This window comes from Secundilactobacillus similis DSM 23365 = JCM 2765 (assembly GCF_001311075.1).
Taxonomy (GTDB): Bacteria; Bacillota; Bacilli; order Lactobacillales; family Lactobacillaceae; genus Secundilactobacillus; species Secundilactobacillus similis.
The window spans coordinates 88,911-101,956 of the sequence record NZ_BBAD01000001.1; the positions used below are offsets into that span (position 1 = coordinate 88,911).

Here is a 13,046-nt window from a genome sequence, read left to right on the forward strand (position 1 = left end):
AGGGTACCACCCGGTATATTTCCCGGGTGATACCCTTTAAACTTTATCAATTAACGCCCAGTAACCTGAGCGGTGGTTTCAGAAGTTGACTCAGTTTCGGTTTCAGTTGTTTCAACAGGCACTTTACTGCCCATAACTAAGTTCAAAATAATGGCGCTGATGGCGGCAATCGTAATTGGCGAACCCAACAGGTACTGCAACATTTGTGGGGCTTCACTCACGACCTTGCTTGGAATCAAGACGAGGGCCATGGTCAACACGATTGGGATGCCGATCACGTAGATGGCACTTTCGCTGGTCTTCAAGTCACGGATCACGTTCAAGCCGTTTAACATGATGATGACGCAGATGATGGAGTAAACGCCACCGATAACGGGGGCAGGAACGGCTGCGAAGAAGGCCGATAACTTACCGCAGAAGCCAAGGATCACGAACCAGATCCCGGCAGAAACGAAGACCCGCTTGCTGGCAACCCCAGTCACGGACACCACGCCGGCGTTGGTTGAGTAACCCGTCATTGGCGTTGCCCCTAACAGGCTGAAATCAAACAGCTCAGGCCTTCACCAATGATGCCCATGTTCCACTGCTTTTTGCTGATCTTTTCACCGGTAACGGCACTCATGGCGAACCAGGTCCCGGTGGTTTCGGTGGTTAATACTAGATAGATGACTACAAAGGTTAAGATGGCAGGAACATTGAAGTTCAAGCGTAATGCAGTGAGGTGAATTTAGGTAAACTGAACCAATGGGCTTGTTGCACCGTTGACCAATCGAAGCGGCCCATGGCGGTTGCAACGGCTGAACCCACGATCAAGGCGATCACAATGGAGCTAACCTTGAGGGCTTTTTTCAGTTGTGGGACCCGAAGACTCAAAATAATGGCAATTAACATGACAACGCCGGTGGTCCCAGCAATAATAATGTTTTGGTTGACGTTACCGGTTGCTTCAAAGATGTTGTCGTTTAAAGCACCAGGCAGAAGGGATAGTCCCACGCAGGTGATAATTGTGCCGCCAACGATGGCCGGCACAAGTTTGGAAATCACCTTTTGGAAGACGCCGGAAACCCCTAATGCAATCAGTAAGAACGAACCAACGACTAATGACTAATACCGTCGCCATACCGCCATGAGCCCCGCCATTTGCGAGGTAGATGCCGGCAACGGCGCCAACGGGAACGAAGGATGGTCCTTGTGAAACGGGCAACTTCATGAAGAATCTAGTTTGTAAGATCGTGCCGATCCCACACGCGATAAAGGCGGCTTGTAAGAAGCCGGTCTTTTGCGCAGCGCCCATCGATAACAGTCCCGCCATGATGATTGGTGCGACGTAAACGTCCATCGCCAACACGTGTTGCAAGCCTAGAAAGCCGGATTGCACAACGGGTAACTTGTCTTCTGGTCCATACAGTAAGCCATTTTGTTTGCGGTTCATAATTTAGTTTATTCTCCCTTTATTTGACGGTTTTTCCTTGAACAAATACATGATCAATCGTGTGCTTAGTCGTTTGAATCATTAGCTTTTCAAAGATGGCCGAGGCGCTATCAGGTGGAATGGGGGTCGATAGTGAGACGACCTGTAAGTCGGCTAAGTAGCCGGGGGCGATTCTGCCAGTTTTGAGGTGCAAACTTTCAGCACCGCCCACAGTTGCGAGGTAAAACGCGGTTCGAAGGCCGATTGCACTATCGGCAACCCCGCGGTTAATCGGTGATAATTGGTTGTCAACGCCGTCAGTCAACTGTCTTGAGGACAGAACGGCTTGACGGATGTTTTGGTAGAGACTGGGTGAATAGCCACCAGAAATGTCAGTGCCGAGGCCCAACTTCACGTGGTGCGCCATGACCCGCTTAACGGGCAACACAGCGTTACCGAAGTAGACGTTTGAGATGGGACAGTGTGCGATGGCAGTCTGTCGGTCGGCAAATAACTGGTAGTCGGTCTCGTTCAACATGGTGCCGTGCGCCATCACCGCTTTATCGGTCAATAACCCGTAACGGTCTAACACTTCAGCATCCCGGATGTGATAGTGCTCCCGGGCGTAACCATCTTCCCAGTCGCTTTCGCTGGCGTGGGATTGAACCGGCAAATCGTATTTGCGGGCTAAATCACCTAAACCAGCGAGGCTTTCTGGCGTGCAACTTGGCACGAAGCGGGGCGTGATGACCGGCGTTTGTTTGAGGTCGGTCGTCCGGTTCAGTTCAGTTAGCTGTTGAATGAACTGTTCGGTGTCGGCAACCGCGCTGGCAGCTGACGCGTCCCGGTAGTACTCGGGCGTCTGGTCGGGGTTATCCATGGCCACTTTGCCGATGAAGCCCCGTTGACCATTCTGGATACAAGCCTTGGCCAGTTCCAGATTAGCCGGATTGTGCACCGTGCCAAAATACAGCGCGGTGGTGGTCCCGTTGGCCAACAGTTCATGCACGAGATCCGCGTAAACCAATTTGGCGAAATCAGTGTCCCGATACTTGGCTTCTAATGGGAAGGTGTAAGTATCGAGCCATTCATTTAGCGGTCGGTCTAACGCAAGACCGGCATTGGGCCACTGGGGCGCATGAATGTGAAGGTCGATGAAGCCGGGAAGTACGTACTGGTCATCGCGAAGCTCAGTCAACGTCTCGGCGTTGGCGGCCGCTTGCTTGACCGATGCATAATCGGCTTCAGATGAATCAATTAGGCGGGCGATATAACCACTCTCGTCAAAACAAATCAGTTGGTGCTGTTGAAACGCCACTTCAGTCGCTGATAGTGGTGTAAAAAAAAGAACCTGCAATTACTCTTGAAAACGAAATGGGTCGTCGCCTCACTTTAACTTGAATTAAAAGCGCCGGGTATGAAAAAAGAGCCGAAGTTACGATCTGTATCCCCAACTCTTGGTTGACTCGGTTTTATAACCACGAACAAATAGAACTGATGCGAACGATTTGTTCGTAGAAATGCTTTGCAAGCTATTATAGACACTATTTGATGACCGTTCAATGCAATTTCACGAACTATTTTGAATTCTAATTTGAACTGGTTTTTATCCTAAATTGAAAATTTTTTTGAGACCGTTTTAGCCGTTAGTGACAAGGGTTTAGACCACTTTTGTTGAAAATAATAAATAGTCGTTTCTTGAATAATTAGCCAAATTAGATTAGAATATTCTCTAATCTAATTTTAATGTTTTTTAGGAGGTGCCGATACATATGGATAATCCAACGGTTAAACGAAGTGAACGACAAATTGCAGCGAACATTTTTAAGGGCTCGCTGGGCAACATGATCGAATGGTTTGATTGGTACGTGTATGCGTCATTTGCGGTGTATTTTTCAGTGGCGTTCTTTCCCTCAGAGAATAAAACGGCAGAGTTGCTGTCAACGGCGGCGGTTTTTGCGGTTGGGTTCTTGATGCGACCACTGGGCTCATTTATCATGGGCCGGTTTGCGGATCGCCATGGTCGGCGGGCTTGCTTGACGTTGTCAGTCTCGATTATGGCGGTGGGGTCACTGATCATTGCGGTGACGCCGGCATACCGGACGATTGGTATCTGGTCACCAATTATTTTGGTGTTGACCCGGTTGTTCCAAGGCTTGTCACTGGGTGGTGAGTACGGAACTTCAGCAACGTATTTGTCAGAAATGGCCTCACCTAAACGGCGGGGATTCTATTCCTCATTCCAGTATGTCACGTTGATTTCAGGTCAATTGGTGGCTTTGTTGGTTCAAATTGTGTTGCAACGCCTATTGACGGATGCGCAACTATACGCGTTCGGCTGGCGGATTCCCTTCGTGATCGGGGCCTTTGGCGCAGTTGGCGTTCTCTGGTTGCGGTTATCGATGGAAGAATCCGACCAGTTTACCGCGAAAAATAAGAAGAGCAAGAAGGCTGGGACGTTGACGTTACTGTTCCAGTACCCCAAGCAGTTCTTCACGGTGGTTGGACTGACCTTTGGTGGGACGATCTGCTTCTACGCTTACACAACCTACCTGCAAAAGTTCATGATCAACACGACGGGGTTAAATACCCGGGTGGTCTCTGTCATCAACTTCTTCGCTCTGTTGATTATGCTGATCCTGCAACCAATCTTCGGTCACTTGTCAGATAAGATTGGCCGGAAACCACTGCTGTTGTGGTTCGGGATTGGTGGTACGTTGTTCACGGTGCCAATTTTCACCTTATTGGCGCACGTGAAGTCTGCTTGGGCGGCCTTCTTCTTGATGTTGGCTGGGGTTGTCATCGTGTCCGGGTATACGTCAATTAACGCCATCGTAAAGGCAGAACTGTTTCCAACTGAAATTCGGGCGCTGGGCGTTGGCTTCCCTTATGGCCTGACGGTTGCTATCTTCGGTGGAACCGTGGAGTACGTGGCCTTGTGGTTGCGGGCAGCTAACTTGGAGTCACTGTTCTTCTGGTACGTGGCCTTCGCAACGCTGGTATCGTTGTTCGTTTACTGGCGGATGATTGAAACGTCGCACGTGTCGACGATTGATGCGGATGATGTGGCGCAGTCGACGGAAGTGCAGCGTGGGTAGATTATAAAATGAATAATGAATAAAAATGATGCTGACGGTTGTTGGAGTTGACCGTTGGCATCATTTTTTGTGACGTGAAGATGTGAGGTATTAATATAGTAGGTTTTTATGTTTGATGAAGGTAATTTTTATAGGATGAGTGGTTGTGGGTGTTGAGAGTTGTTGGCGATGTGTGCTGCGGTTACTTGGGGTTCGAGTCTCTTGAAATTGGCTATTGTGCTTAATGGCAGCATAGAAGGGATATTCGTTTTTATTTCACACTCAATATAAAAAGCCCCACGAGAAAATTTCGTAGGGCCTCTCTTATTACATCAGCTAGTTAACTGAAGTCTCCGTAGCTGATGCTATAAGACATATTCCTGTTGCCAAATAGCATCACCTCCTTTTTGAATTGTAGCTATAATAACGCCTCCAATTCTGGAAGTCAATGGTTTAGCTCGAAAAAGTTGTGAAAATTTACACAATTAATCAAATTCCTCGTATTCGTTAGGATCTTGGTTGGTTGTGCGGCCATCTGGCTTGGTTAACGCGTTGATGGCGGTCATTTCGTCTGGACTTAATTCGAAGTCGAAGAGGTCCAAATTCAAACGTTGGTGCACCAAGCTGCTTGACTTAGGTACCGGAACTATTCCACGTTGCGTGTGCCAACGCAGAATGATTTGGCCGACGTTCTTACCATACTTAGTTGCCAATTTTTGAATAAGTGGTTCTTGCAACACGGAACTGCCGCGGCCTAAGGGACTCCAAGCTTCCGTAACGATGCCACGGTCAGCGTTGGCTTGCACGTTCTTGGCGTTGATCCAGTAGGGGTGAATTTCGATTTGGTTCACAGCTGGGGTAACGCCGGTTTCGGTAATGATGCGGTCGAGGTGTTCGGGTTCGAAGTTGGAGACGCCGATTGACCGGATGAGCCCCAGCTTTTGAGCCGCAATCAAGGCCCGCCAAGCTTCAACGTAGTGGTCACGTTTTGGCAGTGGCCAGTGAATCAAGAAGAGGTCGAAGTAGTCCAGCCCCATCCGCGCTAGTGATTCTTGAATTGCCATTAAGGCGTCGTCATAGTGGTGGTATTTCCCGGGTAATTTTGACGTGACGTAGAGGTCACTGCGAGGCACCCCGGACCGGCGAATGGCTTCGCCCACGATGCCTTCGTTATCGTAGTTTGTGGCGCTATCAATGGCCCGGTAGCCATCGCGAATGGCGGAAACGATTTGGTCGATGCCTTGACCGCCACGAATCTGGTAGGTCCCCAGACCAATCATCGGCAGTTGGTGACCATCGTTGAGTAATACGTTTGGAATTGTCATGCTGTAAGGCCTTCTTTTTTTAGTATGGGTTTAGTGTACAAGTTAGAGGGGGGTGTAAGTCAAGAGAGCAGAGCGATGCAAAACTCGGTTAGGTCCCAGAGTGTAAGCCAGTGAGGCCGTAAATTCCCGGACTTGGAATTTGCGGCCTCACTGGCTTACATGGCCGGGACCTGAGTTTTGCATCGCGTTTAGGCTAGATAACAGTCTCGAAGTTCATTGAAAAGTTTAACTGATTTCGAGTCAAGAAACCCAGTTCGATCCTTTTCAATATAACCGACCGATTGACCACCAAATCCAAATTAAATTCAACAAAAAACCAACCAATAAAGTCCCGCTAAAATGCCGTTATACCAGTCTTCAAACCCAATCAAAATTTTACAAGCACATTAATTGACTCACGGGTCATTGACTTACCGGTCAACGAGATTTATACTATCGGTGAAATCAAAATACAACCTGGTTGAGCGACCCAACTGCCGCTCCCCATAGGAGGGATTCACAATGACACAAACGGTATTAAGTATTCAGCATTTACAAAAACACTTTGGTAAGTTTCAGGCATTATCCGACATTACGTTCGACGTGAACGCGGGGGAAGTTTTCGGGTTTATTGGGCCAAACGGGGCGGGTAAATCGACGACGATCCGGGTGCTGTTGGGAATCTTGAAGGCGAGCGGTGGCCAAGCAACGATTTTTAATCAAGATGTGTGGTCGCAGGCCGTATCGATCCATAATCGAATCGCCTACGTGCCCGGTGACGTTTATTTGTGGCCGAACCTGACTGGTGGTGAGATGATCGATTTCTTGTTGAAGTTGAATCATCAAAAGCATACTGCTAAGACGGATGCGTTGATTAAAGAGTTTGAGCTTGATCCTAAGAAGAAGTCGCGGACCTATTCGAAAGGGAACCGGCAAAAAGTCGCTTTGATCGCGGCATTTTCAACCGAAGCCGATTTTTACATCTTTGACGAACCAACGAGTGGGTTGGATCCGTTGATGGAAGAGATTTTTCAGAAGCACGTGTTGGCATTGAAAGAAAATGGTAAGAGCGTGCTACTATCCAGCCACATTCTGTCCGAAGTGGAACGGATGTGTGACCGAATCGGCATTATCAAAGCCGGTAAGATCGTTGAAACCGGGACACTGGACGAAATGCGTCAGTTGACCCGGACCCAAATCACGGTCGCTACCCAGCAACCACTCGACGCAGTAGCCCAATTAGCAGGCGTTCACGCTTTACACCAGACGCCACTACCGCCAACAAGGCGACCTTTGCGGTGGATACGGCTCAGGTGGGTGCCGTGATGAGCCAGTTGGCGGACTACCAAATCGTGACCCTACAAAGCACGCCACCAACACTTGAAGACCTGTTTATGCGTTACTACAACGCTGAAGGGGAGGGCGATTCTCATGAAGCGTAACCAAGAAACCGCGCAAACCGGGTACCTGACGCGGATGTATTTGCGCCGGGACCGAATTGCTATTTTAATCTGGTTGTTAGGGATCGTTGGCGGGGCTGCTTCCGGTGCCAGCAAAATCATCGGTCTGACTGGCAACGATAAAGCGGTAGCGTCACTGGTCCACACGATGGATACGCCTGCGATGGCGGCGATGTTTGGGCCGTTCAAGGCCACTCAGTCTGCCAGCACAGCGTCAATTTTTTCAGCCACGATGATGGTGTTCATGGGACTCGCCATTGCCATCATGAACATCTACTTCGCCATCCGTAACACCCGAACCCAAGAGGACAATGGGGTGTTAGAAATGGTGCGGGCGCACAGTGTTGGTCGTCAGAGCTCGCTGTTGGCAACGTTGTATGAACTAATTATCATTAACCTACTGAACGGCGTCCTCATGAGCGTCACGCTGCAAGCAATGAACATGGACGGCGCTGATGCGACCGGTAACTGGCTGTTTGGCATGGGCTTAGCCGCTTGCGGCCTGATGTTTGGCGCCTTCACGCTACTGATCGCCCAACTCGCCAGCAACGCCCGTGGTGCCACAACAATGAGTTACAGCTTACTTGGCATTCTGTACATTCTAAGAGCGTTAACCGACGTGCAAAATACCGACTATACTTGGTGGACCGTATTCGGCTGGGTTGAAAAATTCGGCGTGTACGGCAAAAATAACTGGTTGCCGGCACTATACATGATTGCTCTCGCAGCCATTGTCTTAGTCATCACTTTCGTGGTCAGCGCACAACGGGACTTAGGCAGTGGCCTGTTACCAGACCGGCCCGGTCGTGCTCACGCTAGCGCCTTTTTAGCCGGCCCAACTAGCTTGATTTTCCGGTTGGAACGCACGAGCTTGATTGCGTGGGTTGTTGGCCTGTTCATTTATGGCGCCAGCATGGGGTCATTATTTGATACAATTGGTGATATGATGAATAGTAGTCCAATGGTCGTTAAGATTATCGGTCCTGCAGCGGCTCAGGCGGCTGGGCGGACGATGACCTTGGAATTTGCGTCAATGATGGCAACGGTGATGGCGATTGGGGCGAGTGTCCCGGTGATTGCCACGTTGCTTCGGTTAAATAGTGACGAGCAAAAGGGCTGGTTGGAGTCGATGCACGCTCGGCCAGTATCGCGGTTCCAGTTATTTGGGGCTTACAGTTTAGTGGCAACGGTCATTGGTTTGTTGACATTGTTTGCTGGTAACATTGGCATGGCAATCGGCAGTCAGGGCATGAAGCACGCCTTTAGTGTTGGCCGGTTGATGCGCGCCTTTTGGGGCTTTTCGCCAGCCATTTTAATGACGGTCGGTATTGCGGCAGTCGTTGTTGGTTTGTTGCCTCGGCTGCAGAAGCTGGCTTGGATTCTCCCGATTTACGCGTTGCTATCAATTTACTTGGGCGGTCTGTTGGACTTCCCAGAATGGACGAAGAAAGTAACCCCGTTTGGCTGGATTCGCAAAGTACCGCTACACACGGTACAGTGGGATCAAGTGGGCTTGCTGGTCGTGGTCAGTTGTGTGCTGGTCTTGATCGGCTACAGCCTGTACCGCCGGCGGGATTTGATTGAAAACTAACCCAATTTAAGAAAGGACGTTGTGATGTTAGCCCTAAATCCAGAAGTACCCAAGGATCCGGAAAAAGTTGACCGGATCATGAAAAGTGCCACCCATATCTTTGCAGAAAACGGCTACCTTCAGGCGAAAACGGCCGACATTGCGAAAGCAGCGTCCGTGTCGAAGGGCATTGTGTTTCGGTATTTTGGTGACAAAGGCCACCTGTATTTGGCCACGGTTGAATACGTGATTGAGCACCTGACGTCGATTGCGGACTTCAGTGTGTGGCGCGACGCCAATGATTTAGGCGATATGATCGAACGAGCGGTTCGCTATAAAATTGAGCTACAGCTACAGTACCCGGACGAGTTTACACTTTCGGTGCGCTCGTTTGGTGAACTGGGCAGTTTGCCGGAAGAGATTCAGGGCGAGATTGCCGAATTGTGGCGCAATCAAACCACGATGGGGATGCTGGAACTAGAGCAACCCGTCATTGACCGAATGCCGATTCGAGACGATGTGGATCGTGGCACGCTGCAACGCTTATTATCAGCGGTAGCGGACCAGGTCTTCGGCGATGCACAGCAGTTTATGCAGCAGCACCCGAAAGCCAAAATTGAGGATTTTGAGCCTATTATTCGACAGATTCAGGATGAGTATCGGATATTGGAGCATGGATTTTTGAAGTAGAGTGCGGAACAGGACGCCCTTATATGCAGCCTTCTGCTGTGTAGCACGTTTCGGCTCGAGGACAGCAACGAACCAAACACTCAAACCCAAAAAGTGAGGTTAACCACCAACCAATGGTAGTTAACCTCACTTTTTGAGTTAAAATTCACCTAAACCGTCGGCGTCCCATCCCCCGAAGGCTTCACCCGGAAGTTATGGGTCAAATGCGGCCAGATCAATTTATCCGAGGTCGCAATCAAAATGCCATTACATAAGATTGAGAACACGGTCGCCACGTTGACTGACAAAATTTGGCCAGTCGCAAAGAAGGCGATGATGATCACAATGATCGGTGGCGCAAAGTCCAACAGTTGTGAGGCAGTTGCGTTACCCTTAACGTACATGAACCGCAGAATGTTAGTGGTGTCATCGTTGGGGTGCATCACGATGTTGGCCCGTTGATAAAGCGAAATGCCAACACAGAAGACCACAACCCCACCAGCACTGATTAGAATCCGCACTGGAATCGAAGCGGTGTTCGCACCTAAGCCGTCCAGCCAACCCGCAAAGAATTGGACAAATGAACCGTAGAACATAACAAAGATGACTTCGCCAATTAGTCGTTTCGGATCAAACCGCCGAATCAAAAGTTGGTTAGTTAACGCATTAATGATCCCGATACAGGTCAAAATCAAGCCCAGACTGACACCAGTCCAGTTATGTAAGTTCACCGCGGAAGCTGACCAGACCCCGCTACCCATATTACCGGAAATGGACATTGCATTCCCGAACGCGTTGATGAATAAGCCCGCAACCAGGCCGATCCACCGTTCTTTTAGCGTGTTTTTCAAATTGTTCGCCTCACTTCGTATGTTGATTAGTTTAGCATGCATCGCGTCAGATTTGAATGGTTGAGCGAGATGTTGAAATATTGAGCAAACTGGTTTGAAGCGAATTTGACGGCAGTTGTTGTCGCTTGTGCCCAGCGTAAGTGTTGGGTGTGATTTGGATGTAGGCTGTTTGTCGTCGCTGCGCTCGCCAAAGCCGCATGAAAACCGGCGCTCTCAGGCTACAAAATTCGGCGCCACTTAAACTGTTATTTCTAGGGTTCCTGTCATTATAAGAACTTGTCAACCACGCGCTTTCTGGCCACCACGCCGAATGGTGCTGCGCGAGGCAGAAGGTTGCATGTAAGTTCGCCCCAGCCAACCTACCAAAGCCCGGTAGCTTCGCTGGGACGAACTTACACTCCACCTTCTAACCGCCTCGCTCCGCACACTTACGCTGGACACAAACGACAGCAAAAAGCCCTGGAGAAAAACGTCCAGGGCTTCTGATAACTAGTTTTCAGTTAAATTGTTCAACAGTTCCGTCAACCAACTCACATAATTGCGTTCCCGCTGAATCCCACGGGTCAACGTGAGGTAGTGGCCATAGTGCGCCTGAACCTCAGCATCAGTTGGAAAAACGATTTGTTGGCGCCCCTTAAGGTACTCGAGACGTTCGGTACTCAACTGCAGTTGCTGTTGCAACAACGGCTTCAGTAACGGGCTATCCGGCTGATCCAAGAAAAACAGCTTCAGCGGAAATAACTCAGCAGAAGCTGTCGTCAACGGCTCCGCCAGCCAATCATGGAGTACCGCTTGACCAGTAGTGGTGAGCTGATAGTAAATTGGGTTTCGCTTGGAATCGGAGTTGGATGACAACGTCACAGGCGTCAACCAACCATCATCGGTCATGCGTTGGAGCTCTGGGTAGATTTGGCTGTGAGAGGCCGTCCAGAAGTCACTGATTTCGTTTTTGAATTCCTGCATGATTTGGTAGCCAGATAACTGGTGGTTACTGTTGATCAGCCCCAGCAGGATGTAGGGGAGGGTACGTTTTTTTGGCAAGGGTCATCGCTCCAAAATTAGGATTTAATCCCATTATGGCAGGTTTTGGAAGTGGTGACTAGTTACTTGTTGATCCGCTTGTAGTCAGCGTCGAAGTAACGGCCTTCACGGATGTCGTCAACGATGCCATCGTATGGGGCTTCAGAGATCACGTCTTCGTTGTTTTGACCGGCGTTACCCATGTAAGTGATGTGGGCAAATTCTGGAACAACCAGCTTAGGATAAGTCTCGTACTTTTCACGAGATTCTTCCATCAAGTCGATGTGTTCGTTTTGGTAAGTGACGGTGATTTCTGGGTGATCTTGAACCCACTTGGGGAAGAAAATCGTGCCGTTCAACTTGAGTTCGTTTGGCACGAAGTCGAGCGCAACGTCAGTCCCGGTTGGTTCCGTCCAAGCAACTTTGTAGATCCCTTCAGTCAACATGGCGATGTGGGCTTCTTGGTCGGTTACCCAACGGCCAGCAACCATCCCGCCGTGGATCCGGTAGTCAACGGTGTGGTCGTTCTTCGCGTACCATTCGTATTCCCAACCGTTGTCGTAAGTGTAAATAAAGTGGGTGCCAAGGAAATCGTCTAACGTCTTAAATGTTTTCGTCATGTTTAAGGGCCTTCTTTTTGAATTGATATGTCTATAACGACACTAATTACTATAAGTCGTTATCGACATATAGTCAAGCAAAACAATTTTTTAAATTTTTTTGTCATTAATTTAGATTGCGCAAAATTAAAGCGGCCGTAAGCGTGAGCACGGATCGTGATTCAAAAATTTAACCTCCGTGATTAAAAAACTTTAATTTAATCTTGACACTTACTCATCATCGCGCCATAATAAGCACCAGTCATTTATACGAAACGAAACGCAAGGATGAGTAAGTTACCGATGATCTTAAGAGAGCACCGTTTGGTGAAAAGGTGTGTTGATCGTTAACCGAATATGGTCCGTTAGCGCGTTCCACTGCTGAACCTGTTGGGCAAAGTGGTGGCGGGTACGCCCGTTACAGGGTCAGGGTATGCACGTAACAGTAAGTACTATCACCGTTAGTTTGTCGCGTACTCAATGAGGAATTGCCTGTGAGGGCGATTTAAACTAAGGTGGTCCACGGAAGCATTTTCGTCCTTAAATCAATTGATTTGAGGATGGAAATGCTTTTTTTGTTTTTATCAAGTTAAACGGGGAGGCAACAACGATGAGTGAGAAAACGGAACGTTATGAACTATTAAAATTACAGGCAGCGGGCCTTCTAGAAAATGAATTTGACCTGGTTGCCAACATGAGTAACTTGGCATCGTTGATTTTCAACAGCCTGCCAGACTTGAACGGGACCTCGTTTTACCGCTTTAAAAACGGCGAGTTGATCCTCGGTCCGTTCCAAGGCAAGCCAGCCTGTATGCATATCGCGGTTGGATCCGGCGTGTGCGGCACGGTGGCGCAAAACTTGAAGTCGGAAGTGGTGCCAAACGTGCACGAGTTTAAAGGTCACATCGCTTGTGACAGTGCTTCAAATTCTGAAATTGTTGTGCCGATTTTCCATGATGATCAGTTCTGGGGCGTACTTGATTTGGACAGTCCCAAGTTTAATACCTTTGATGAAATCGATAACCAATACTTAAGCGACATCGCCCCGATCGTCTTCGGGGTCGCAACGAAAGGACGTGAGTGAG

9 protein-coding genes and 2 pseudogenes are annotated in these 13,046 nt (G+C 49.0%); 5 read left to right on the forward strand and 6 right to left on the reverse strand.

Annotated elements, in window-relative coordinates:
- Positions 1–50 precede the first annotated feature (50 nt).
- Together JCM2765_RS00415 and guaD are read right to left on the reverse strand one after the other, a co-directional pair.
- Positions 51–1,432, reverse strand: a pseudogene (locus JCM2765_RS00415) (uracil-xanthine permease family protein).
- 19 nt (positions 1,433–1,451) lie between these two features.
- Positions 1,452–2,768, reverse strand: coding sequence for a guanine deaminase (gene guaD / locus JCM2765_RS00420; protein ID WP_054732404.1), 1,317 nt, complete (start codon positions 2,766–2,768; stop codon positions 1,452–1,454).
- Between the two features lie 415 nt (positions 2,769–3,183).
- Here guaD and JCM2765_RS00425 point away from each other — a divergent pair, with 415 nt between their 5' ends.
- Positions 3,184–4,509 (forward strand): MFS transporter, encoded by a 1,326-nt coding sequence (locus JCM2765_RS00425; RefSeq protein WP_054732407.1) that lies wholly within the window; start codon positions 3,184–3,186, stop codon positions 4,507–4,509.
- Between the two features lie 464 nt (positions 4,510–4,973).
- On the opposite strand, the gene JCM2765_RS00430 is transcribed toward JCM2765_RS00425, so the two are convergent.
- The gene (locus JCM2765_RS00430) at positions 4,974–5,813 is read right to left on the reverse strand and encodes an aldo/keto reductase (protein WP_054732410.1); all 840 of its coding nucleotides are present in this window, start codon (positions 5,811–5,813) and stop codon (positions 4,974–4,976) included.
- 501 nt (positions 5,814–6,314) lie between these two features.
- On the opposite strand from JCM2765_RS00430, the pseudogene JCM2765_RS00435 reads away from it, so the two are divergent.
- From JCM2765_RS00435 to JCM2765_RS00445, 3 genes and pseudogenes are all read left to right on the forward strand, one after another.
- Positions 6,315–7,234: pseudogene (locus JCM2765_RS00435) on the forward strand (ABC transporter ATP-binding protein).
- Entirely contained in the window at positions 7,224–8,843 is a 1,620-nt protein-coding gene (locus JCM2765_RS00440) for an ABC transporter permease (RefSeq protein WP_054732413.1), read from the forward strand. Before JCM2765_RS00435 ends, JCM2765_RS00440 begins: the two are co-directional and overlap by 11 nt.
- A gap of 24 nt (positions 8,844–8,867) precedes the next feature.
- Positions 8,868–9,512, forward strand: a complete 645-nt coding sequence (locus tag JCM2765_RS00445) for a TetR/AcrR family transcriptional regulator (protein ID WP_054732416.1) — start codon at positions 8,868–8,870, stop codon at positions 9,510–9,512.
- A gap of 149 nt (positions 9,513–9,661) precedes the next feature.
- Here JCM2765_RS00445 and JCM2765_RS00450 read toward each other — a convergent pair whose 3' ends face one another.
- From JCM2765_RS00450 to JCM2765_RS00460, 3 genes are all read right to left on the reverse strand, one after another.
- Positions 9,662–10,342, reverse strand: coding sequence for a DUF6198 family protein (locus JCM2765_RS00450; RefSeq protein WP_476748589.1), 681 nt, complete (start codon positions 10,340–10,342; stop codon positions 9,662–9,664).
- Between the two features lie 489 nt (positions 10,343–10,831).
- The gene (locus JCM2765_RS00455) at positions 10,832–11,383 is read right to left on the reverse strand and encodes a PadR family transcriptional regulator (RefSeq protein ID WP_054732419.1); all 552 of its coding nucleotides are present in this window, start codon (positions 11,381–11,383) and stop codon (positions 10,832–10,834) included.
- 62 nt (positions 11,384–11,445) lie between these two features.
- Complete coding sequence (locus JCM2765_RS00460) at positions 11,446–11,982, reverse strand: phenolic acid decarboxylase (protein ID WP_054732422.1); 537 nt, start codon at positions 11,980–11,982, stop codon at positions 11,446–11,448.
- A gap of 589 nt (positions 11,983–12,571) precedes the next feature.
- Between JCM2765_RS00460 and JCM2765_RS00465 the strand changes: the two genes are divergently transcribed.
- Positions 12,572–13,045, forward strand: a complete 474-nt coding sequence (locus JCM2765_RS00465) for a free L-methionine (R)-S-oxide reductase MsrC (RefSeq protein ID WP_054732425.1) — start codon at positions 12,572–12,574, stop codon at positions 13,043–13,045.
- Position 13,046 lies beyond the last annotated feature (1 nt).

What these genes read in the sequence shown, in the direction of transcription:
- JCM2765_RS00425 (WP_054732407.1), top strand. Translation starts at nt 3,184, where the DNA reads ATGGATAATCCAACGGTTAAACGAAGTGAACGACAAATTGCAGCGAAC.
- JCM2765_RS00430 (WP_054732410.1), bottom strand. Translation starts at nt 5,813, where the DNA reads ATGACAATTCCAAACGTATTACTCAACGATGGTCACCAACTGCCGATG.
- JCM2765_RS00440 (WP_054732413.1), top strand. Translation starts at nt 7,224, where the DNA reads ATGAAGCGTAACCAAGAAACCGCGCAAACCGGGTACCTGACGCGGATG.
- JCM2765_RS00445 (WP_054732416.1), top strand. Translation starts at nt 8,868, where the DNA reads ATGTTAGCCCTAAATCCAGAAGTACCCAAGGATCCGGAAAAAGTTGAC.
- JCM2765_RS00460 (WP_054732422.1), bottom strand. Translation starts at nt 11,982, where the DNA reads ATGACGAAAACATTTAAGACGTTAGACGATTTCCTTGGCACCCACTTT.
- JCM2765_RS00465 (WP_054732425.1), top strand. Translation starts at nt 12,572, where the DNA reads ATGAGTGAGAAAACGGAACGTTATGAACTATTAAAATTACAGGCAGCG.